Genomic DNA, 21,745 nt, shown 5'->3' on the forward strand with positions numbered 1-21,745 from the left:
GCCGTGTCGTCCTATTTCACCAGCGACGTCCACCTGCGCCTCGACCGTCCCGAACGCGGCCGACGCTTCGCACGCTGGGTCAAAACCCTCGGCAAGGACGACAGCCTGACGATCGTCGGTGACCTCTGCGACTTCTGGTTCGCCGCGCGCCAATCTCAGACCGGCCTGAAGTCGTGCCCAGGGCTCAGGGCGCTTGCCGACTTCCGAGCGAATGGGGGGCAACTCACCATCATGCCTGGAAATCACGATGGGTGGCTCGGCCCGTTCTATGAGAACGAGCTGGGCGCCCGGTTCGCCCCTGAACCGCTGGAAGTCGAAGTCTACGGCCTGCGGTTCCTCATCCGTCATGGTCATCTGCTGGGCGGTCACCCGGTCTGGAAGCGTGGGATGGAAAGTCGCTCGTTTCTCACCGCCTTCCAGAACCTTCCGCCCCAGCTCGCCTCCTTCTTCGACCATTGCCTGGAGCGGCGCAACAAGAAAAAAAGCGAAGCGGATGTCACGCGACAGCTCGCAACCTATCGCCGCTATGCCCGAAGTTGCGTCGGACAGGCAGACGTCGTGCTGCTCGGACACGTTCACCGCTCGTTCGATGACCCGGAGTCATCGCCCCGACTGATCATCCCCGGCGGCTGGTTCGGACAGTCGAGCTTCGTCAAAGTCGACCCATTCGGCGCATCCTCAATCGTCGAGACGCTCCCCCCTTCAACCACTTGCTGAATTCTGTATTTTTTCCATTTTTGGATTCAAGAAATGCCCAAGTTTGATCATCATTTACACACCAGCCGCCATTCGCCGGACAGCTCGATCGACCCGCTCGTCCTGATCGAGCACGCGAAGGCGGTCGGTCTCGACGGCGTCGTGATTACCGATCATGACTTCCAGTGGGATCCCGAAGAAGTGGCCGAGCTCGCCGCGCAGGCCAACGGGCTCCTCGTGTTCTCCGGCGCGGAAGTCTCAGCGCGCGAAGGCCATTTTCTCGTCTACGGCCTCCCCAATCTCGATGAAGCCCCCCCAGGCGTCCGACTGGCCGACTTGCTCCAAGTCGTCAAACGCCACAACGCAGCGATCGTCGCGGCCCATCCGTTCCGCTGGGACCAGCCGTTCGACGAGTTGATCGCGACCCACGGCCCCTCCTTCGACGCACTCGAGCTCGTCAGCAACAACGTGACCCCCGAGACCCGCCACAAGACCGAGGCGATCCTCCAGCGTCACGCCATGGGAGCGACCGGATCGAGCGACGGCCACGAACGGGACGCAATCGGATGCTACTACACGGAGTTCACGGGAGAGATCGCGACGATCGCCGATTTCGTGACCGCACTCCGCGCCCGACGCGGACGACCACGCCACCGTCCAGGCGCCTGGCAGACGAGCGGCCCGGTGGACGACTGATTCAAGGCCGCTCGCATCGAATCGTCGCGAGAACCCGTTATTGGAGCCCTGCCTGACGGACCAGCGCAGCCCGGCGTCCCTGAATGACCAGCAAGTCTTGAGAGACCCGCTGGATCAGCGCCGTGAGATGGAACTGAAACCCGCGAGCCATCATCTTGGTCGGTGGCTGCTCGAGCACCCTGGCCAAGAGCCGGCAAACCCGTTGGTAATCGTCGTCGGTGGGTGGAGAACCAAGCGTCGGTGCGGCCGCTTCGAGAATGGCCTGATACCGCGCTTGCTCCGCGCGCAGCGTCGCCCAAGGAACGTTGAAGAGAACCGAGGCGCCGACCGTCGGAGACCGAGGCGGCTTCTGGTTCACCAACAGGAGTGACTTGGGGACAAAACTCGCCTGCTCGAGCTCGGAACGCATCACGGCCTGCGTGTAGAAGCCCATCAAGCGGAAAAGCTCAAAGGTCAGTTGCTCCGTCTCTTTCAACCGCTTCTCTTCCGCCACGACTTGCGGTCGATAAGACGCCTCGACCCGGCTGTCACGCCATTGAGCCGCTCCGCAAAGAATCATCACAACGGCCGCCAGCAGGCCGGCCCACCAGCCCACGGGGCGATCGGACGTGCGGATCAGGATCCGATGCAGGAAACCGACGACCGCCCCAACCAACGCCCCGCCGGCATGGCCCCAGTTGTCGATCATCGGGTGCAACTGGCCCAGAATCGCGGTGAAGACCAGGATGCCGACCATCTGGCTGCGAAGATGGTCGCCAATCCTCGACCGCGACCGCCAACCCATCACCGCGCACAGGGCGACAAGGCCGAGGACGACGGTCGATCCCCCGCCCGAGTGCATCCGAGGCTCCATCCCCCGCGCATGCCGAAGCAGCGCGGAGACAATGTTGCCTCCACCACCAATCACCAGATAAACCGCCAGGAACTGGCCCGAGCCGTACCACGATTCCACCAAACTGCCAAGCTGGTACAATCCATAAAGATTCATTCCCAGGTGAAGCAAGTTGTAATGCACGAACGTACATGTGACGACCCGCCAAATTTCACCTCGGTAGAGTTCGTTGAGACTCAGATCGCCGAACGAGTGGGCTCCGCCGATATTGCCAAGCAGGAAGGCTTGAAGGGAGGGGAATGGACCGGCGCTCAGGCGAGTTGCAACCATGAGCACGAACACGATCACCCAGGCCGCTCCCAGGAGCATCGTGGCCGGAAAATCTTTCGCGTCTTCCAGGAGGACACGAAGCATGCGTTTTGGGGGCTCGGCATTCGTCATCGTTCGGTATGATTCAACAGCGATCGGATGTGGTCCATGACCCGGTGATACTCCTGGTCGCCCAGGACAGGGGCGACCCCGTCCGTCTCCAGCGCGGGGTCAAGGGGAACCCAGCTCTTGCAGCCCGCCTGTTCGGGCGTCACGCCAACGAGCCACGGTTGCTCACGACGATAGACGCGAACTCCGAGTACCCACAGCCCCGGTTTCCGATACTGGAATCGACGCTCTACCGACTCTTCGTTCCAGACGTGAAATTCTTCGAGTTCGGCCAGCCGCTCGCTCCGATCCAACCACCAGATCGGGCCGGTTTCCACCAGGGTCCGGACCTCGACGACATCAGCGGCGGGTGCGTCGGCAACGAGCGCAGGATCCCTGGGGATGCGAAGTCCCTGCTCCGCCTCGTGGACGTGGGTCGGATAGAGCCAGAACAGGCTCTGTTCGGGAACGAAGCCCCCCGGCCCCTCGGCGATCCCTCCTTTGCGAAGGATCAACGACTGCCGACCGGCCGTGAGCGCTTCGCAAACCCCAGCCCACTCTTTGAAGGCGATCCCACACGACAAAGGCCAGGAATCGACCGGTCTCATCGCTCCCCCTCGACCTTTGGTTCGCGAATCATAAGGTCGGTCACCGCCGCGTGGGGGGACTTGCCCTCAAAGAGGACACGGTAGAGCTCGTCGGTGATCGGCATCTCGACCCCGCGTTGCCGGGCCAGGTCGTGGACGCTCCGCGTGGTCGGCACGCCCTCGGCGACGTTGACCATTGAGGCGAGAATCTGCTCGAGCCGCTCGCCCCGGCCGATGCGCTCGCCCACCGACCGGTTTCGACCGAACGGACTATAGCAGGTCGTCACCATGTCGCCGACCCCGGCGAGCCCGAAGAAGGTCGAAAAATCACCACCGAGCGCAACGCCGAACCGCGAGATCTCCACGAGGCCTCGCGTCAGCAGCGCGGCCTTCGCATTGTCTCCGAAGCCGAGTCCATCGCAGACTCCCGCCGCGATCCCGAGAATATTCTTGAGCGCTCCGGCAAGCTCCACCCCGATCAGATCCGGGTTCGTGTAGACCCGGAACGTCCCCTGGTTGAGCGCATCGCGGATTTCCCGATTCAGACTTTCCGCTTCACCCGCGACCACAACCGATGCCGGTAGTCCGCTCGCCAATTCCTCGGCGTGACTCGGGCCGCTCAAGACGGCGACAGGACGTCTGCCCAGAACCTCGGTGATGATCTGGCTCGGCCGCGCCAGGGTCGAGTTTTCGATCCCTTTGACCACGCTCAGCACGGGGATCCCCGGCGGGATCTGCTCCACGAGCCCTTCCAGCGTGGCCCGGAGAAACGCCGACGGGATCGCCACGACGATCAGGTTGGCTCCCCCGGTCGCGTCGCACGCATTGGGAGTAACCTCGACATTCACCGGCAACTTCACGCCGGGCAGGTGCCTCGCATTTTCCCGAGTCCGCACCAGTTCGGACGCCTGCCCGGGGTCGCGTGCCCAGAGTTGCACCGAACGCGCGGTCTTGGCAAAGAGAAGTGCCAGCGCTGTCCCCATCCCGCCCGCACCAAGTATCGCAACGCGTTTCATCATTCTCGGATGAACCCTTCCTGCTCCGCCGTCGGAAATCCAGTGTCCCGGGCCTCCGAAAATCGCTCGAAACTCAAAAGGTCACCCCCGAGTTGCCCACATTTTGGAGTGGCTGAAGGCCCCGTGCCCGGCCCCCGGTGCGCGGGCGAGAAGACCGAGGTCCGGGTTACCGGCTCCCTGCCCCCCTCAAATCGCTCGGCCTTGTGATCTCCCCGAACGAAAGTCGCCCTCGCCCCATTCGAACGGCTCACGTCGCGACGGTAACGACCGCACCTTATCCATTTTGTCGAAAACCGCGTGGGGGAGCAACATCAGGCGGCCCGCAACACTCTGAAGCAACGCTTCATATCATCCCACAAAGCAATTTGCATTTTTCATTTTATTCGATTTTCAACATAACAGGTATAACGTGCGGTCGAGACATGAGACTGATCCACCCCAGAGGATGAATCAGGCCTCAAAGGCCGGCGCGTGTCGCATCGAGCCGCAACAGCAGTCGGGCAACGTCGAAATCGCGGAAATGCTCGACCACTTCATCAGCGCCGGCATCCCAGAGAACCTGCGCGGGGTTCGTAGTGGTGATCCCGACCGCGTACATTCCGGCGGCCTTGGCGGCCTGGATCCCCACTTTGGCGTCCTCAAACACGACGGCACGACTCGGGGCGATCCCCGCCCGCTCGGCAGCGACCAGGAAGACTTGCGGATCAGGCTTGCCGCGTTCAATGTCCTCGAGCGCCGCGATTGCGGCGAATCGGTTCGCCAAGCCGCACGCCTCTACGGTCAAGTCGAGGTTCGCTCGCGGTGCGCTCGAGCCGATGGCCAGGACGACGCCCGCCGCCGTCAGGCCGTCCAGCAGGGCCGGGACGCCGTCAATCAGGTCGATCTGCTCTCGCGCCAGCTCACGATAGCAGAGTTCCTTGAGGTCGGAATAGCTTCGGACCTCCGCCGCGCCCAAGGTATCTCCCAGAAGCTTTCGGAAGATGCTCGGGTTGGTCATCCCGAACGTCTCGTGAATGAATTCGGGAGTGATGGCCAAGCCCGTTCGCCGGCCCAACTCGAGCCAGGCGTCCTGGTGGAAATCAAAGGAATCCACCAGCACTCCATCATGATCGAAAATCGCCAGCAGTGGAGCGGGGGCATGCGACACGACTGCTTGTCCTCAAAATCAAAGAGATCGACAAAGCCATCCGGAGGTTCCGAACCGACCACTCAAGCGGCTTGAGAACCCAGTCTAACACGCGCGATCACCCCACGTCAGGGGATGAGACCGCCGAGCGGTTCAAGGTGGCCGATCAATGACAACGGCCCCCCCGTTTTGAAGCGGGAGGGCCGTCGACCTCAAGTTCCAGCGCAGTTGCGGCGTGAACGCGTTATCGGACGCCTGCTGCGGGGCTCGCCGAGGTCCGGACCAAGTTCACCCGGATCCAGCCCGAGGGCTCGAGCGGCGTGACCTCTTGAATCGCAAACCCTTGGAGTTGGAGATTGCTCAAAGGGAGGTCGATCGGCCGACCTTGAAGTTTGTTGCGAACCCCGGACATAACCGCCACAGAAGCGAGGGGGCTGAGCGCAGTGGCCTTGTCCTCATCGTCGTTGATGGTGAAGATCCTGGCGCCCGGTCCCGGGTCGAATCCTTCGATCTTACCGGCAAGCCTGACCGGAGACGTTTCGGTCTGGGGCGTGACCTTGAACGAGATTACGAACTCCGCCTGGGGCGAAGTGATCCGGTAAACCTGGGCGGGGGGACCAAAGAGCCCGCCTCGGGTCATCTCGGGGGGAACCGGGACTTCGATCTGAAAGTCGTGGACCAGGGCCACCAAGTATCCTCGCGCGTCGGCGGCGAAGTCGGGCGGCGTGGTCGGCTTCTTCACGCGAATCGCCATCACATTGGGGTCCGCCACCGCTCGAGCGTCATTGACCGCTTTCAAGTAGCTGGCGAAATCCGAGTTCGGCTTGACCTCAACCCCTTTGGCCGGAGGAGCGTCGGGGACCGGCTTCTTGGTAATGACCATGAGGTTGTTGACGGACCGGGCGGGCTCGCTCTGGAGATAGCCCCGGATCAGGCTCGTGAGGATCGAGCCCAAATGCAGGTCGGCGGAAACTCCCGAGGCAGGCACGGCGAATTTGGCCGGTTGAGGAGCGTCGCCACCCACCTGATCGATGGCGTTGAGCCACTGGAGCCGGCCGCCAAGCACGACGTTCTCAGGGCGGGAACGGAGGGTCAGGCCCGTGATCAACAGATTGCGTAAGCTCGCGGCATTACGGCCAAACAGCAAGTATTGGGCAAGCTGTGCGTTCTTTTGAGCCTCGGTCTGCGCAATCCGCTCGCCGCCGAGCTCGGCCGCTTCCCGGACCACGTTCTCGGCGATTCGACCGATCGCTCCCTGAGCGACCTGCTGCTGAATCTTGGCCTGATTGAACCCGAGGAGCGAGGCAAAGAAGCGCCCGAGACCTTTGCCCTGCTGCTTGAACGAGGAGAACATAGCGCTGACGTTATGCTGATACTCGGGCCCGAGCCGAAGGCCGTTCGGAGTCAAGACCGCCGTCACCGTGATCTGGGAGTTATCCACGGAGGTGGCCGTGAAATAATAGAGTTTGGCGGCCTGCCGGCCTTTGCGGTCCTGCTGGAGTTGGTTCTGAAAGTCCGTGATGGGAGTCACGCTGGTGGCGAGTTGACTGTTGTAGAAGGCGATTCCTTCATCGCTCGCGAGCAGGCCGAACCCCGTTTTCGGACCGGCGGTCACCTGCGAGACATAGCCTTTGCGATAGATCGGTCCCGACTCCACGACGTCGGCCGAGAGGGCGGGGGCCACCGTCGAGGCGTCGGCGGAAAGATCGAGGTTGGGGACGTTGTAGAGGTCGTCCAATGCCGCCTGCAATTCCACCGAAGGAACCCAGGGACGCGCCTTGTTGTTCGCTTGCAGGGAATTGAGCGCCGCGTACAGGTGCTTCAGGCTCAATTGACGCTGAGAAACGGTGAGCGCCTTCTCGTACTGGCGAAGGGCATCGCCCAGGTCGATGCCGACGAACTTCACCCAACGCTCACGGTTCTCCTGAACACCGGGGTCGGGAATTTGGGGAAGGCCCTTCACTCGGTCGACCAGGCGGCGTTCGGCCCATGCCAGCCGCACTCGGGGCCGCAGCCAGGCGCGAAGCTCCTCGCGAAGCTCGGCGGCCGGCGGCCAGGCCGTTCCCTTCAGCGCGACCGAGATCTGATAGACGTTGTTCAGCGCAGCGAGCCGATCGTTCTCCGACGGCAGCACCGCGTAACTCTTCAGTTCGTTCACCAACGCGTCGAAAAAGGCATTCCATCCCTGGGCATTCGGTTGAGCGACGGCTCCGGGCTTCGTCCACACCTCGCGGATGGTTTCAATCTTCTGCTCAACCGCATAATAACTCGGCGCTGCGGGAGCCGCCCCGAGGCAGACCCCCACCATCCCCATCGACAAGATCCAACGGCCAACGCCGAGACGTCGCATGTGCCCCTCCCAGTTGATGCTAAAGTCAAAATGTGGGTCCGAACCACCCGGCATCGTAAGCTATCGCAAAGAACTGTGGCTCAAATCCACTCAATTCTTACCCAAACCGCCAGCATGAGTCGATTTTACCGATTTTTCCGAAATCACCAACGAAATCCTCGGCGGTTGAACCGATACGCAGAGTTCATGCCAAACCAGCAAGGCCACGCAATCACCAAAGACACCCCAATCCTCCGATTCAACGAGGAGTCATTGTGGTCCCAAAGGGGGGATCGATGAGTTCTCGGCCGAGTAAGCCAATCCGGTGGAGCCTCGTACGGCTCGGGTTCGGGACGCTCGCAATCGCCGTTGTGGGCGTGATCGCCTGGAATTCGGTGAGCTTCGAGAAGAGGCCCCGGGGAAAAGGGAAGCCGAACGCTCATCCAGGCCTGCCGAATGCCAGGTCCAAACCCAGGTCGGTCATCCCCGATGACCAAATGATGCGATCAGACGGACCACCAGCCCTCCTGACGAGACAAGAGGCACCGAGTCCGTTCCGATTCGCCGAGATTGCTGCGAAAGCAGGGATCGACTTCATCCACTTTTCCGGGATGACGGACGCAAAACATTTCCCCACGGCGAACGGATCCGGGGTTGCGATCTTTGACTTCGATAACGACGGCAAGCTGGACCTCTACTTCGCGTCGGCGACCTTGCTGCCGCTAGGGACCGCCGTCAAGGGGCCGAATCGGCTCTACAGGAATCTCGGCGACAACCGGTTCGCGGACGTGACGGCAAGCTCGGGGCTCGGATTCCAGGGGTTCTGCCACGGAGTCGTGGTCGGCGACATCGACAACGACGGCGATCAGGACGTCTTCCTTTGCAACTACGGCTCGAACGTGCTCTATCTGAATCAAGGGAACGGCGCATTTCTCGACATCAGCAAGAGCGCAAATATCGATCGGCCGGGCTGGTCTTCCGGAGGTGCCTTTCTCGACGCCGACAATGATGGCGACCTTGATCTCTATGTCGCGAACTACGGCGAGTGGATCTACCCTCAGGATGACCTCTTCTGCGGCGATCGGGAGAAAGGGGTCCGAATCTACTGCTCTCCGCGCACGATCCGGCCGGTCAAACACAACCTCTACCGCAACAATGGCGATCGGACCTTCACCGACGTGACGGACGCAGCGGGCCTGGGTCGCGCCGATGGCCACGGCTTCGGCGTGGTCGCCGCCGACCTCAACGGCGACGGGCAGATCGACCTGTTCGTCGCCAACGACATGGACCCCAACTTCGTCTTCTACAACAAGGGGGACGGCACGTTTGAGGACGTGACCGAAACCTCAGGTGCTGCGCTCGACGAGAAGGGGCAAGCCCTTTCGGGGATGGGTGCCGATGCCGAGGATCTCGACGGCGACGGCCGCACGGAAATCCTCGTCACCAACTTCGCCAACGAAGCGAACACACTCTACCAAAACCTCGGCCAAGGCAGATTTCTGGACATCTCCCCCTACTTCGGGTTCGCCTCCGACACCCTCCCTTGGGTCGGCTGGGGCACCGCCCTGGCCGACTTCGACAACGATGGCTGGCCCGACAACTTCGTCACGAATGGCCAGGTCGACAACAATCGCCATCTCCTGGGGCAACGGATCAAGTACGAGCAACCGGCGAGCCTGTTTCACAACAAGCAAGGGAAACGGTTTCGCCTGGCCACCCGAGACGCCGGCCCCTACTTCGCCTCGGAGCACGTCGGCCGGGGTGCGGCGTTCGGTGATCTCGACAACGACGGCGATATCGACATCGTGGTCAACCACATGGACGGCCCCCCCGCGCTGCTCCGGAACGACTCTCGCTCGCGCCCACCGAACCACTGGATCAGGCTCGTTCTGCAAGGGACCAGGAGCAATCGCGACGCCGTCGGAGCCAAGGTGCAAGTTGTCGTGGGGCAACGGACCATCCATCGTCAGCGCAAAGGGGGATGCAGTATGCTCTCCGCCAACGACCCTCGCCTCCTGATCGGTGTCGGACAGGCGGACGAAGTCGCGAAGTTGGTGGTTTCCTGGCCGTCAGGCGCGGTCAGCACCCTGGAACACCTCAAAGTTGATCGAACCTACGAGTTGATCGAACCCGTTCGATGAACCACAACTGGTCGCCCGGGCGGGCGGGAATGGCGGCCTAATCCTTCGATGTCAACGCACGAACCCGAGGCACCGATCAGGGGCTGGAGGCCCTGGAGACTTCCAATTGCCGGGTTCGGCGGTAAGCGTTAGGATGCCCGCGCGGCTCCCCCCAGGGAGGAGTGCGGCGTCTCAAAAGTACGACCATCAGGGTAAAAGGAGGCCCCGATGCCCGCGCTTGCCACATCTGCACCTATGCCCCAAGTCGGCGAGCCCGACCTGTCGGTGGTCGTCGCGTCGGTCAATGGCTGGGAGGTTCTCGAGCCGACGTTGCAGGCGCTCGACGCCCAGCCGGAGCGGGCCTTCATGGAAGTGATCGTCGTTGAGGCCGTCGGAGGGCCGTTGCGCGAGCGGCTGCGCGCCCATCGGCCTGAGGTCCTTGTGATCGAAGCCGAGCGCATGCCGATCCCCAAGCTCAGGCACCTCGGCGTCTGCCGGGCCCAGGGGAAGATCGTCGCGATCCTGGAAGATCACGGCCAGGTCGCCTCGGGCTGGGCCGCCTCCTTGCTCGAGGCCCACAAAGGACCATGGGCCGCAGTCGGGGGCGCTGTGGAGAACGGCAAGCGGGGCTTGGTCAACTGGGCCGTCTTCTTCTGCGAATACACGCCCTATATGAAGCCGGTTCTCGAAGGGGAAGCAACCGACCTCCCCGGCAACAACATCGCCTACAAACGCCCCCACCTGATGCGACACGCCAAAGTCCTGGCGCAGGGAAAGTGGGAGTCCTGGATCAACGACAGCCTCCGCGCAGACGGGGTCCGACTCGCCTCGACCAACGCCGCGGTCGTCCACCACATCAAGCCGTTTCGACTCGGCTATTTCGTCGTGCAACGGTTCCATTTCGCACGTTCGTACGCGGGGATGCGCCGGGTTGACCAGTCCGTTTTGACCCGCCTGGTCTATGGAGCCGGTTCCCTCGCCCTGCCGGCCCTGCTGATGGCCCGGGTCACAAAAACGGTCCTGACCAAGAAGCGAAACCTCGGCTGGTTTCTGGTGACGAGTCCGCTGGTCGCGCTGTTCTTGTCCGTAGGCGCGGTGGGCGAAATGGTCGGCTACCTCTTCGGGCCGGGCTCGAGCCTGAATAAAGTTGAGTGAGGATCAGCCGGCCCTGAGCGTGATCGTCGCCGCCAGCGACTCGCTGCAAGCCGTCGCGCAAACCATCAGGTCGCTCCGGGCTCAGAACGGCATCGACCGGGCCGAGCTCATCGTGGCGGCGGACCGCGCTCGGATCACACCCACCGCCAACGACCCAATGGCAGGCGTCCATTGGGTCGCCGCCGAACCCGGCAGCGGGGTGCCGAGACTGCGACGCCTCGGGCTCGACCAGGCCCGGGGATCAGTCGTCGTCTTCACGGAAGACTCATGCCTGTTTGATCCTGATTGGATTTCCCGCTGGATCCAGGCATTCGACGATCCCACGGTCGCCGCCGCCACCGGTCCGGTCGAACCGGCCATGGGGGACGCGGCCGTCGATTGGGCCGTCTTCTTCTGTGAATACGCCTCATTCCTTCCCGCGCGGACCCGTCAAGCCGGGCCGCCGTCCCGCCTGGCGGGCAACAATTTCGCCGTACGGGTGACCGGCACCAAGACCGGCCTGGCCGCGCTCGCGCGAGCCGAGATTCAAGAAAACGACGTCCACCGAGAACTGCGCCAACGGGGGGCGGCGATCGTCGAGGCCACGACGGCCTTGGCTCGGCACGTCCGGCGCTACACCTGGCGCGAGGCGGTTGGCGATCGGTTTCGGTTCGGACTCGAGTTCGGCCGCCTCCGCGCCCAATGGCACGCGAAACCGCTGAACGCGGTCGCCTTTCTCGCAGCCCCGGCCATCTTTACGGCCCAGTTCGGCCGGCTCACGGCCACGATCATCGCTCAGCGTCGCTATCGCCGCCGATTTCTCACGAGCCTGCCGATGATACTCGGGCTGTTGATGGCCTGGAGTATTGGTGAGGCGCTGGGCTGGACGTGGGGGCCTGCACCTCCTCGCCACTCCGCCGGCAATGGATGTGATAGAGCGGACCGAACGCAAGCGCCAGCCACCGACCGTAACCGGCCACCGCAAGGTTATACAGGCGAGCGAGAGTCCGTTTGAACGGAGCGAACTCAACCACCTCGCTCTCGCTCAGCCCGGGGGCCGAGACGACCCCGCCTCCGAACGGACTTCGCCGAAGCAGCCGCTTCCATTCGACGTAGTTCAGCGTACGGATCGCCCGAAAGTCGACACGCCGCTTCCAGAAGACGTAAGCCGACATCCAGCGTCGCGGCAAGAAACCGACCCCCCAGACCTGGACATGCGGCTCGGGGGCCAGACTGAACCGATTCGGCGTCGCCAGGAAGAGCCGGCCCCACGGCTTGAGAATGCGGTGGGCCTCCGCAAGCGTGGCCAATTGATCCCCGACGTGCTCGATGACGTCGCCACCGATCAGGCCGCCGAAGCTCTGCGAGCGGAACGGCTGCGCCTCGGCACAGCCGCAGACCAACCGGACGTGGGAATGCCCCGCTTCATCAAGCCGTTTCCGGGCGACCAGGAGCCAGCGCATGGCGATATCAACCCCATACAGCGGTCTCTCTTCCTCGAACCCATCGAGGTCATAGGGGCGGCTCGCCAGGCTGAGGAGGACCGAACCGGTCCCGCAACCGAGGTCGAGAACTCGGCTCCACGAGATCAGGCAGCGGAGCGTGACACAATCGTCGAGATGCTCCGAGAATCGCTCGGGGCCAGTCAGGATGTGGGCGATCTGCCTGCGCCGGAGGTCGGCCGGAATTTCGGGAGAGAGGTCGAAGTACCGCTCGAGCAGGCCACGGAAGTCCAAGCGGTCGTAGTCTTCGTTCAGCCGAAGCGCGAATTCCCAGTCGGCGTGATTGGCCAAGTACAGGTCGTCACCGGTCCGAAGGTCGGGAACTCCTCGGAGACCGCGATAGACCGATCCACACGCCCGACACGACCACCGGTCATCCCGTTGGCGCAAGGGGCCCTGACAGCGGGGGCAGACAATCGGGTCGGTTCCGTCCACGGGCAGCCTCCGATCCATCGGGCCGCAAACTTTGGTTCGACGGGCAGGCGGCGAATGGTATCCTTGTGCCTCAATCGGGGGAACCCGAGAATAGTCGGCGGTGAGCAGCGAATAGTCACAGGCAACAGGTCCGCGCCGGTTCGACCCGGAAACTCTCTCTCTGTTTTCTTTCAGGAGCAGCTCCCCTCATGGGCGTAGGCGACCACCAGTTCGACACTTCGGACTCTCCACTCTTCCGACGGGCGGTCGTTCGCTTCTCCGCCATCGGCGAGGCCTGGGCGATGGTCCAGGCGGAATGGGTCACCTGGGCGCTGACGATGTTGATCGTGCTCGCAGGAAATTCGATTGTCTCCAAGGTCGCCGACGCGCTCTTTCACGTGGGCGGCAACGGTGGGTTGGTCGGCTTCCGCTGGCCGATGCCTCGCGAGGAGATGGCGCTCCAGGTCATCCTGGCCGCGCTCATCAACGGGTTCTTCGTAGGCGGGATGTTCCGAATGGCCTGCCGCCAGGTCCGAGGCGAGCGGATTCGGGTCGGCGACTTGTTCTCCGTGACTGACGTCCTCAACGAACTCGCGCTGGGCTCGATCCTCTGTGCGGCCATCGTGGCGATCGTGAGCTTTGTTTGCTTCGTGATCCCGGGCCTTATCCTCCACGGTCTCCTCATGTTCACGATCCCGTTGATCGTCGACGGGCGTTTGAGGGCGATCGCGGCAATCCGGCAGAGCGGAAACGCGCTGAAGTCGCAATGGCTTACGGCCACCCTGTTTCACGCCGTCACGTCGTTCCTCAGCGGAATCGGCACCTGCTTCTTCTGCGTCGGGATCCTCCTCACCGGTCCGATCTACGTGCTCTCGATCGCGATCCTCTACCGCGATTTCTTCCTCACCAAAGACGCGGCCTTCAAGAGCAAGCCTGCCGCTCCGTTCTCCGACTTCTGAGCCCCGCAGCCGGCGGCCGAACCCTTGAATTGCTGAGGCGAGCGGGGAGTGTGAGCTCCCTGTCTTATTGAGACATTCCCACCGATGTTGTCTCACTCAGACAGGGAGCTCACGCTCCCCGCTCGCCTTTAAGGGTGGGCGAAATCGCAAGGCGAGTGGGGGAGATTCCAAGATCGATTCTCAGTCGGGCTTGATGTTCTCAAAGAACTCTTCGACCGTCTCGGTCTCGCGCTCAGCCGTGACCTGCTCGGCGAGCCGCTGGATGAACCCGTGCTTGAGCGCCTGGACAGCCGCCTTGAGAATCGTGGCCATGGCGGCCGATTCTGCGGCCGACAGATCGCGACCGAGCGTCTGGCGACCCAAGGCGCTCGCCAATCGTTCGGCATGTGCTTCGACCGACACGACACGTTCCGGCTCATTCATCGTTGTCCCTCCTTCAGGATCTCACGACAAGGCTCAGCCGGCCCTGGACATTGCCGGGCTGTAATTGGCCAGCCCTGTTCCGCTATCATCAGCGATCCTGAGAACGATGTCACGACGGAATTGAGAAAGGCGTCTTTAAATGCGAGACATCCGTGTTGCGACCGTCCAGTTCGAGCACCACGACGACGACAAGCCGTACAACCTCGCACGCATCCGTGACCTGACCCGAGTCGCGGTGAAGCAGGGGGCCGAGATCGTCAGCTTTCACGAGTGCTCCATCACCGCCTACACCTATCTCCAACACCTCGACCGAGAACAGCTCACGGCCGTCGCGGAGCCCGTTCCCGACGGCCCCTCGGTACGAGCCTTGACCGCGATCGCACGCGAAGCCGGCGTGGTCGTGATGGCCGGATTGATCGAAAAAGATGAACGGGGAGGCCTCTACAATTGTTACGTGGCAGTGAGCCCCGACGGATTTCTCGCCAAGCATCGTAAGCTGCACACGTTCGTCAATCCTCACCTGTCGCCCGGTGATCGTTACACCGTGGTCGAGATCCTGGGCATCCAGGTCGGGTTTTTGACTTGCTACGACAACAACTTGGCTGAAAACGTCCGAGTCACGACCCTGATGGGCGCGGAGGTGATCTTCATGCCGCACGTGACCGGATGCCTGCCCTCGGTGATGCCGGGGCGGGGGAGCGTCGATCGCCGGCTCTGGGACGAGCGGCACCGCGATCCCGTGCGGCTACGCCAGGAATTTCAAGGCCCCAAAGGGCGGGGCTGGCTGATGCGTTGGCTGCCCGCACGCGCCTGGGAGAACGGAGTCTATGCCGTCTTCAGCAACCCGATCGGGCTCGATGACGACACGATCAAGCCGGGCCTCGCCATGATCCTCGACCCGTTTGGAGAAGTGCTGGCGGAAAGCCAGGCGCTCGAAGACGACGTGGTCGTCGCTCTCTTGACCGCCGACAAGATCGAACAGGCACCCGGTCGACGATACCTTCGCGCCCGCCGCCCTGAGCTCTACGGCAAACTCGTCGAGCCCCCGCCGGCCGGCCAGGAGCCGATCACGAAGCCAGGATGGGCCATGGCTCACGAACAGAAGCCGCCAGCCAAGAGTTCATAAAGGATCGACACTGTCCTGACTCTCGTAGGGGACATGGCCCACCATCCCGACCAGCCTGGCGGGCCATGCCCACACGACGAGAGAACATCACAAGATATCGAGGCGATACCTCGAGGATTACTTGCCCTTGGGATCAAGGTTCTTCGCAAGTTCGTCGGGCGAAACCTGGCACTTCACCCCTTCGGAGGGGACCTCGAGCTTGGCGCTCCAAAGGATCGAGTTCAGCACAAGGGTACGGAACTCTTCCTGGCCCCAGTTGGCATGAAAATGGCCGCCCGTAAACCCGAAGGATCGGCCGCCCTCTTTCCGCTCGGTCGCCCACGCGACCACTTGATCCTTGTACGTCTTCTTATCATGGCCGACGAGTTCCTCGGCGGTCAGGATCGGGGTTACGCGCGGATCCTCGGGGCGGAACCGGATCTTGAAGTACCACTCGTCGTTGGCACGAAACGGCTTGACGCCTCGCGTGATCGGATGCTCACTCTTGGGAATGATCCGAGCGTCATTGTGCGGATTGTCGGAATAGGCGGTCTCGTAGTAGCCACCGAGCCAGTCGAGGAGTTGGTCGCCGACCTTCCCCTTGGGGAACTCGACCGCGTAGTGCAGGCAGACGAGGCCGACCCCTTGATCCATCAGCTTGCGCATCGTCTCCAGGCGCTCCCCTTGGATCATCGGATGCCCGCCGCCGCCATCCATGAAGAAGACGACCGACTTGGCGCCTTTGAAGACGCTCTCATCCTTCGGCCACCCCCCCTGGACGAGGACCGGGTCGATCCCCGGGATCTCCTTGAGACACTTGACGAGCAGTTTCGTCCCCGCGTTGAATTCGTGCGCTCCGGCGGCATGGCTCGGAGTGCCCGCGATCAGGACGATCTTGGTGTCTGCGGCCTGTGCGGTCGACATGGCGGATGCCAGCGCCAGACCCGAGAGCGCGAACCAACCGAACAGCGTCTTCATGCGTCAGTCCTCGTGATGGCTCAACGAATTGTTCAGGTAGGAATATGCAAAAAAACACCTGCCCTCGCCAGGAGGACAGGTGTCTCGATCGGTTCGTGCCGGGAGTTAGATCAGCGGGGTCTGGCCGGGGACGGCCACCGGAGGTACGGGCAGGTTGCCCATGACGAGCTGCTCGGGAAGCAGGTCCTGCTTCGAGTTGAGCGCCTGCTCCCAGGTCACGGCCTGGCCCGTGTAGGCCGACATCCGGCACATGATCGCGGTCAAGGTGCTCTCAGCCACCGTCCGGAGTTCGTTGAGCGGCTTGCCTGCGCGGATGCTGGCGAGCAGGTCAATGTGCTCCTGGACGTAGGGGTCGGTGGCCTTCTCGTTGAAGCGATACTTGGACTTGCCCGAGAACTGGAGCCGGCTGCCGGCGCTCGACCACTTGCCGGCGGTGCCGACGACCGTTTCCGAAATGTTCTTCTCACACCCCTCGATCTGTCGCGCCATGCTCATGACATGGACGCCCCCTGGATACTCCAGGTCGGTCGCGAAGTGGTCGAAGATGTGACCGTAGTCGGGCGAGGTGCGGACCTGGCGGCCCCCCATCCCAACGGCTCGCTCCGGGTGAGTTCCCAGGGCCCAGTTGATCACGTCGAGGTTGTGGACGTGCTGCTCGACGATGTGGTCACCGGAGAGCCAGGTGAAGTAGAGCCAGTTGCGGACCTGCCACTCCATGTCGCTCCAGCTCGTTTCGCGGGGCTTCATCCAGAGGCCCCCCTGGTTCCAGTAACATTGCCCGCCGGTGATCTCACCGAGGTCGCCGTCGTGGATCCGCTTCATACATTCGACGTAGCTGGCCTGGTGCCGCCGCTGGGTGCCAGCCACAACGGCCAGCCCTTTCTGCTTCGCCTCTTCCGCCGCTGCGAGAACCTTGCGAATGCCCGGCGCGTCCACGGCCACCGGCTTTTCGGTGAAGATGTTCTTGCCCGCCTTGACGGCCGCCTCGATCATCATCGGCCGGAACCCGGGCGGAGAGGCCAGGATCACCAGGTCGACGCCCGAGTCGATGACCTTCTGGAAGGCATCAAATCCGGTGAAGCAACGCTCCTTGGAAACGTCAACCTGATCGCCCACAACGTCCGTGAGCCGCTTGCGGGCCGTCTCGAGGTGATCGAGAAAGAGGTCGCCCATCGCGTAAAGCTTGACGTTCTTGTCAGGCTGCGACGCAATGCAAATCTGCTCGGCAGCGCCGGTGCCCCGGCCTCCGCAACCGATCAGACCGACCTTGATCACGTCCGAACCCGCCGCATGGGCCGCCGAACTGAGGCCGACCTGAGTGGCGACGGCACCTCCGACGGCGAACGTCGAGGTCTTGAGGAAATCGCGGCGAGTGGAGCCGTTGGGCTCGGTCATAGTGCGTTCTCCCTTGGCTGAGGGCGTTTCGAGAACTGGGATCAAGATCCCTTGGGATCCGGCGCCGGAATCGAACAGACGATCCCGGTGCCGGTCTTGCTCACACTTGTGAAGAGGCTTACTTCGTCCCCTTCTTCTTGACCACGAGGGACTTCACACCCCGGAGGTCTTCTTGCTCGTTAAGGGCGCGGACCACCCGGAAGCCGACGAACGTCGCGTCAGTGTGCCACCAGATGCTCTGGGGCCGCTGCGGATCTTGCACACTCCACTCGAGGTTCGAAGCCAGGCGCGCCGCACTCCGGAGCCGATCGGCATCGTCGTCCCAGGACCCGCCGCGGGCCACGTAGGAATATTCCTTGGCGGTGGGGAGCACGACCGGACCCTTCGCAAGCGGATTCTTCGCCAGCGTACTGTAGAGGTCCGGAACGTAGTGGTCCAGACACCACTCCGAAACGTTGCCATGCATGTCATACAGTCCCCAAGGGTTCGGCTTCTTCTTACCGACCGGCTGGGGCTTCTCGGCATTGTCGACGTTCCAGGCATACTCCTCGAGCTTGCTCGGATCGTCGCCGAACGAATAGGTGGTCTTGGTCCCTGCGCGGCAGGCATACTCCCACTCCGCTTCGGTGGGCAAGCGATAGACCTTGCCCGTCTTGGTCGAGAGCCAGCGGCAATATTCCATGGCCGAGTGGTGGGTGATGCAAATGACCGGCTGGCCTTTCCGGCCGAGCCCGAAGGTCTCGTCAGCGTAGGGAGGGGTCGGCCGGGTGATCGCGTCGGCCGCCGTCTCGTTGGCCGGTTGCTTGGACGTATCGACGCCTTCGCGTTGCTTGCGCTTCAGGTCAAAGGCGAACGCGAATTCGTCGTACTCATCCCAGGTGACTTCTTTCTTGCCCATCCAGAACGGGGCGATCGCCACTTCGTGTTGGGCTCCCTCGTCCTCGGAGCGCTTCTCTTCCGTGGCCGGACTCCCCATCACATAGGTCCCACCCGGGATCGGGACCATTTCAAATTTCTGGTCGGTTCCCGGAATCAGTTCGACATAAGGCTTCATGTCTTCCGGACGAGAAGTGTTCTTCTCTTCCTGAGCCACGCTGACCGAAGATCCGGCAAAACCGGCCAGAAACAGGGCCACTGGAACCGACAAACAACGGAGCGAAAACAGGCGCACTTGTGGTATTCTCCACGGAAGGATCGGGGGCGGTCGGCGCCCTCAGTACCGGGTCGCCGGAGGTTTCGACGATGATCGCCCCACTGAGCCTTGGGTTCCTGCTCGTATTGCAGGTGGTTGGGGCCAGTCTCGATGCCGAGCCAACGCCCAAGTTGTCTCGATTCGACTTCGCCGAAACCCACATGGGGACCTCATTTAATCTTGTTTTATACACCGAAGACGAGCCGACTGCCAGAAGCGCCTCCCAGGCCGCTTTTGCACGAATCGCCGCCCTCGACGCCATTTTGAGCGACTATCAGCCGGAAAGCGAACTGATGCGGCTCTGCCGGCAGGCCGGCGGTCCCCCCGTCCCCGTCAGCGAGCCGCTGTTCGAGGTCCTCGCGCGATCCAAGGCGATCTATGAGCAGTCCCACGGCGCGTTCGACGTCACCGTGGCCCCGGTGGTCCGCCTCTGGCGTCGAGCGCGGCGCGACCGGAAAATGCCCGACCTCGACCGCTTGGCCGAAGCCCTCGCCCTGGTCGGATCGGACAAGATGCTCCTCGACCCCGTGGCGAAGACCGTCCAACTCACAAAGCCAAGCATAAAGCTCGATCTCGGCGGGCTGGCCAAAGGGTACGCCGCCGATGAAGCGCTTCGGGCCTTGAAAGCGAAGGGGGTGACCCGAGCCCTGGTCGCGGGGGCCGGAGATATCGTTGTGGGGGATCCGCCCCCCGGCCGAGACGGCTGGACGATTGGCGTCGCCGCCTTAAATCCAGGCAAAGACGCACCTCGCTGCTATCTCTCCCTGAGCCGTGCGGCCGTATCAACGGCCGGAGATGCCGAGCAGTTCGTCGAGATCGACGGCAAGCGCTATTCCCATATCGTCGACCCGAGGACCGGCCTGGGCGTCGTCAACCGCTCCAACGTCACCGTTTTCGCTCGTGACGGTCTGACCGCCGATAGCCTCGACACCGCGATCTACGTCCTCGGTCCCGAGCGTGGCCTCCCGCTGGTCGAATCGACCGACGAAGCCGCCGCCTTGATCGTCCGGCTCTCGCCGAAGGGCGAAGAGACGATCGAATCGCAACGATGGGGTCGGCTTCCAACGACACAACCAAAACCGAACGAAAAACCGGTGCTCTCACGGCCCTGATAGAGTCTATCTCAATGGGCAGGCCGCGCAAAAGCCGTCGCGCCCCCAGCGACAGGGCACCGGGGGCACGCTCGGCCTTTTTTTTAACCAAGCGAGAGCATGGTTACGAAGGCGACCGAAGCACCAACAATCAAGGCGGGCAAGAGGGGACGAATCAACTCCGGGGGCGATACGCCGACGATCCCCGCGCTACAGAGAACGACCGCCGAGACGGGTGACATGGTCCGACCGAACGCGGCCGCCAAGCAAGTCAGGGCTCCGAGCATCGGCACCTCCGATCGGTCGCCAAGCGGGACGATGCACGCCTGGGCAAACGCCAAGACCGGCCCGGATCCGGACCCCGAGAGGGTGGCTAGACTCCAGGGGAGGCTGACAGCGAGCGAGGCCATCCCCCAGCGCGAATCACCCACTTGCTTGATCAAAAGGTCCCCCAGCCCAACCGCAACGACACCGGCACCGAAGCACTGGGCAACGATCGTCAGTGAAATGACGTCGCGATAGGAGGCCCCCATCCCGTCGAAAAAGCTCTGGACCACCTGCCGCAAATCCCGCCAGCCGATCAGAGCCGCCAAGGCAAACCCAATCAAGAGGGCACGCACCACCGGGATCGCCGCAACCAGGTCGGGACGCGCATTCAGGCCCTCCACGCGAAGCAGCCAGCCGAGCGACCTCAGACCCCCGTGCGCCAGGAGCAGGAGGCTGACCGGCACGAGCGGAACGATGGCTTTGAGAAGGTTGATCCGTTCTTCCTCCCGTTCCGGTCCGAGGACGTTCTCGTCGAGATCCTCAATCGGATGACCTGTCGCTCGAGCCGTGAAGAGAACGAAGGCGGCGATCGCGGCCGCAAGACCGGCCAGGCTCGCCGGAATCACCCGGACGCTAAGCGCCAAGGGGGACACGCCGACCAGGCCGCTCAGAGCCTGAACATCTTGCGCGGCCGGATTGAGGAGGTCTCCCCCGAAGGACGCGCCCAACACCAGGGCCGCCCCCGCAACGGCCGGGCTCAATTTCGCCGCGATGAGCAACGGGACAAGGATCGGACCGAGCATCGCGGCCACGCTGGACTGACTTGGCACGGCCAAGTTGACGAGGTAGGCCGACACGATTCCTCCCGGAAGAACCGCCCAACGCCGACCGTTCAGAGGGGCCAGGAGCAAACGAACCAACTGCCGGTCGCAGCCGGTCGTCCGCAGGACCGCGGCAAACCCCATCGCCGCGCAGATCGGCGCGACCATCGGGGCAACCATTGACCGTGCGAACGTATCCAGCACTGCCAGAGGACGACCGGCCAGGAACGCCAGCGTCAATCCGCCCCCAAGGAGCGTCAACCGAATATCATGGCGCCGCACGATGAGCCCGACGCTCAACGCCACGACCAGGAGGGCGATCGTAATCTGCATATGAGATTGCCAGCGTCTTTTTGATAGACCGAACAAGAATCCACGATCGCAAGAACGGCTTGGGCGTCTTGCATTCAGTCAGAGTCTGGGCCGGCGAATTTGGCCTATCGCCGGGGCAAGTTGCCTACGCCGAGAAATCCAACGTGATCACGGCCATTCCCGAATAGCTAAGACTGACGGATATCAAGGGCATGATTATCACAGTGAACGCCTGGGGGACGTGGAAGGCGATCGCCACGTAGATCATCAAAGGCGAGGCGGATTTTGTCTTGGAGCTGAGTGGAAGCAACATGCCGGGCGTGAAAGTATCGC

General features: G+C 62.8%; 18 protein-coding genes and 1 pseudogene. 8 read left to right on the top strand and 11 right to left on the bottom strand.

What is annotated here, in order from left to right:
* Window positions 1-3 precede the first annotated feature (3 nt).
* Window positions 4-717, top strand: coding sequence for a UDP-2,3-diacylglucosamine diphosphatase (locus tag SINAC_RS13230; RefSeq protein ID WP_015246149.1), 714 nt, complete (start codon window positions 4-6; stop codon window positions 715-717).
* Between the two features lie 33 nt (window positions 718-750).
* Window positions 751-1,392 (top strand): PHP-associated domain-containing protein, encoded by a 642-nt coding sequence (locus SINAC_RS13235; protein ID WP_015246150.1) that lies wholly within the window; start codon window positions 751-753, stop codon window positions 1,390-1,392.
* Between the two features lie 37 nt (window positions 1,393-1,429).
* Here SINAC_RS13235 and SINAC_RS13240 read toward each other — a convergent pair whose 3' ends face one another.
* From SINAC_RS13240 to SINAC_RS13260, 5 genes are all read right to left on the bottom strand, one after another.
* Window positions 1,430-2,638: a rhomboid family intramembrane serine protease gene (locus SINAC_RS13240; protein ID WP_020466225.1), complete on the bottom strand. Its 1,209-nt coding sequence runs from the start codon at window positions 2,636-2,638 to the stop codon at window positions 1,430-1,432.
* 23 nt (window positions 2,639-2,661) lie between these two features.
* On the bottom strand, window positions 2,662-3,249 hold the full coding sequence (locus tag SINAC_RS13245) for a DUF1802 family protein (RefSeq protein ID WP_015246152.1): 588 nt from the start codon (window positions 3,247-3,249) through the stop codon (window positions 2,662-2,664).
* Window positions 3,246-4,247: an NAD(P)H-dependent glycerol-3-phosphate dehydrogenase gene (locus SINAC_RS13250; RefSeq protein WP_015246153.1), complete on the bottom strand. Its 1,002-nt coding sequence runs from the start codon at window positions 4,245-4,247 to the stop codon at window positions 3,246-3,248. Before SINAC_RS13250 ends, SINAC_RS13245 begins: the two co-directional genes overlap by 4 nt.
* A gap of 454 nt (window positions 4,248-4,701) precedes the next feature.
* On the bottom strand, window positions 4,702-5,391 hold the full coding sequence (locus SINAC_RS13255; protein WP_015246154.1) for an HAD family hydrolase: 690 nt from the start codon (window positions 5,389-5,391) through the stop codon (window positions 4,702-4,704).
* 223 nt (window positions 5,392-5,614) lie between these two features.
* Window positions 5,615-7,720 (bottom strand): hypothetical protein, encoded by a 2,106-nt coding sequence (locus SINAC_RS13260; RefSeq protein WP_015246155.1) that lies wholly within the window; start codon window positions 7,718-7,720, stop codon window positions 5,615-5,617.
* Window positions 7,721-8,196: 476 nt separating this feature from the next.
* On the opposite strand from SINAC_RS13260, the gene SINAC_RS13265 reads away from it, so the two are divergent.
* From SINAC_RS13265 to SINAC_RS13275, 3 genes are all read left to right on the top strand, one after another.
* The gene (locus SINAC_RS13265; protein ID WP_237722533.1) at window positions 8,197-9,840 is read left to right on the top strand and encodes a CRTAC1 family protein; all 1,644 of its coding nucleotides are present in this window, start codon (window positions 8,197-8,199) and stop codon (window positions 9,838-9,840) included.
* A gap of 207 nt (window positions 9,841-10,047) precedes the next feature.
* Window positions 10,048-10,974 carry a glycosyltransferase gene (locus SINAC_RS13270; RefSeq protein ID WP_015246157.1) on the top strand — a complete coding sequence of 309 codons (927 nt, stop codon included), beginning with the start codon at window positions 10,048-10,050 and terminating at the stop codon, window positions 10,972-10,974.
* Window positions 10,967-11,968, top strand: coding sequence for a glycosyltransferase (locus SINAC_RS13275; RefSeq protein WP_015246158.1), 1,002 nt, complete (start codon window positions 10,967-10,969; stop codon window positions 11,966-11,968). Before SINAC_RS13270 ends, SINAC_RS13275 begins: the two co-directional genes overlap by 8 nt.
* 193 nt (window positions 11,969-12,161) lie before the next feature.
* Here SINAC_RS13275 and SINAC_RS41200 read toward each other — a convergent pair.
* Window positions 12,162-12,908 (bottom strand): annotated as a pseudogene (locus SINAC_RS41200) (methyltransferase domain-containing protein); the annotation flags it as partial.
* A gap of 170 nt (window positions 12,909-13,078) precedes the next feature.
* Here SINAC_RS41200 and SINAC_RS13285 point away from each other — a divergent pair.
* On the top strand, window positions 13,079-13,828 hold the full coding sequence (locus tag SINAC_RS13285; protein WP_015246159.1) for a hypothetical protein: 750 nt from the start codon (window positions 13,079-13,081) through the stop codon (window positions 13,826-13,828).
* A 180-nt stretch (window positions 13,829-14,008) separates the two neighbouring features.
* On the opposite strand, the gene SINAC_RS13290 is transcribed toward SINAC_RS13285, so the two are convergent.
* Window positions 14,009-14,251 carry a hypothetical protein gene (locus SINAC_RS13290; RefSeq protein ID WP_015246160.1) on the bottom strand — a complete coding sequence of 81 codons (243 nt, stop codon included), beginning with the start codon at window positions 14,249-14,251 and terminating at the stop codon, window positions 14,009-14,011.
* Window positions 14,252-14,390: 139 nt separating this feature from the next.
* On the opposite strand from SINAC_RS13290, the gene SINAC_RS13295 reads away from it, so the two are divergent.
* Window positions 14,391-15,377, top strand: coding sequence for a nitrilase family protein (locus tag SINAC_RS13295; RefSeq protein ID WP_015246161.1), 987 nt, complete (start codon window positions 14,391-14,393; stop codon window positions 15,375-15,377).
* Window positions 15,378-15,494: 117 nt separating this feature from the next.
* Here the strand turns inward: SINAC_RS13295 and SINAC_RS13300 are convergent, their stop codons facing one another.
* The 3 genes from SINAC_RS13300 to SINAC_RS13310 all read right to left on the bottom strand — a co-directional run bounded on the left by SINAC_RS13300 (window position 15,495) and on the right by SINAC_RS13310 (window position 18,900).
* Window positions 15,495-16,334: a ThuA domain-containing protein gene (locus SINAC_RS13300; RefSeq protein WP_015246162.1), complete on the bottom strand. Its 840-nt coding sequence runs from the start codon at window positions 16,332-16,334 to the stop codon at window positions 15,495-15,497.
* 105 nt (window positions 16,335-16,439) lie between these two features.
* The gene (locus tag SINAC_RS13305) at window positions 16,440-17,729 is read right to left on the bottom strand and encodes a Gfo/Idh/MocA family oxidoreductase (protein WP_015246163.1); all 1,290 of its coding nucleotides are present in this window, start codon (window positions 17,727-17,729) and stop codon (window positions 16,440-16,442) included.
* Between the two features lie 118 nt (window positions 17,730-17,847).
* Window positions 17,848-18,900, bottom strand: coding sequence for a formylglycine-generating enzyme family protein (locus SINAC_RS13310; RefSeq protein ID WP_015246164.1), 1,053 nt, complete (start codon window positions 18,898-18,900; stop codon window positions 17,848-17,850).
* Between the two features lie 71 nt (window positions 18,901-18,971).
* Between SINAC_RS13310 and SINAC_RS13315 the strand changes: the two genes are divergently transcribed.
* The gene (locus SINAC_RS13315; protein WP_015246165.1) at window positions 18,972-20,033 is read left to right on the top strand and encodes an FAD:protein FMN transferase; all 1,062 of its coding nucleotides are present in this window, start codon (window positions 18,972-18,974) and stop codon (window positions 20,031-20,033) included.
* A gap of 83 nt (window positions 20,034-20,116) precedes the next feature.
* On the opposite strand, the gene dcuC is transcribed toward SINAC_RS13315, so the two are convergent.
* A complete protein-coding gene (dcuC, locus tag SINAC_RS13320; RefSeq protein WP_015246166.1) occupies window positions 20,117-21,433 on the bottom strand; it encodes a C4-dicarboxylate transporter DcuC in 1,317 nt (438 codons plus the stop codon).
* Window positions 21,434-21,745: the final 312 nt, after the last annotated feature.

The sequence above is a fragment of the Singulisphaera acidiphila DSM 18658 genome (assembly GCF_000242455.2).
Classification (GTDB): Bacteria; Planctomycetota; Planctomycetia; order Isosphaerales; family Isosphaeraceae; genus Singulisphaera; species Singulisphaera acidiphila.